The sequence below is a fragment of the Pseudomonas sp. GW456-12-10-14-LB2 genome, from assembly GCF_002884345.1.
GTDB classification, from domain to species: Bacteria; Pseudomonadota; Gammaproteobacteria; order Pseudomonadales; family Pseudomonadaceae; genus Aquipseudomonas; species Aquipseudomonas paraglycinae.
The window spans coordinates 1-270 of record NZ_POHV01000165.1 but is presented as its reverse complement, the minus strand read 5'-3'; the positions used below and the strand labels follow the sequence as shown (position 1 = coordinate 270).

Here is a 270-nt window from a genome sequence, read left to right as displayed (position 1 = left end):
GCCGGGGAAGCGGCCGGGCGAGTCGTAGATGTTGGCGGTCAGGTTGGCGGTCAGGTTCCAGCCGTCACCGGTGTAGCTGCCGGCGATGCCGAAGCGGTAGGTGTTGGAGGAGAGCTGCGGCAGGACCGGGGTGGCCGTCGCGCCGGTCGGCGTGATGATCGAGCCGCGGTCGCCGTTCAGGTCGTTCAGGTAGGCGCCGCCGAGCAAGCTGACGCCGAAGTTGTTGCCGAGGTCGAAGGCCCAGATGCCGCCGACGAAGGTGCCGACGTT

1 protein-coding gene is annotated in these 270 nt (G+C 68.9%); it reads right to left on the bottom strand.

Annotated features, from left to right (window positions below; genetic code table 11):
• On the bottom strand, nt 1-270 hold a 270-nt coding region (locus C1X29_RS29940; RefSeq protein ID WP_218275721.1), incomplete at both ends, for a hypothetical protein.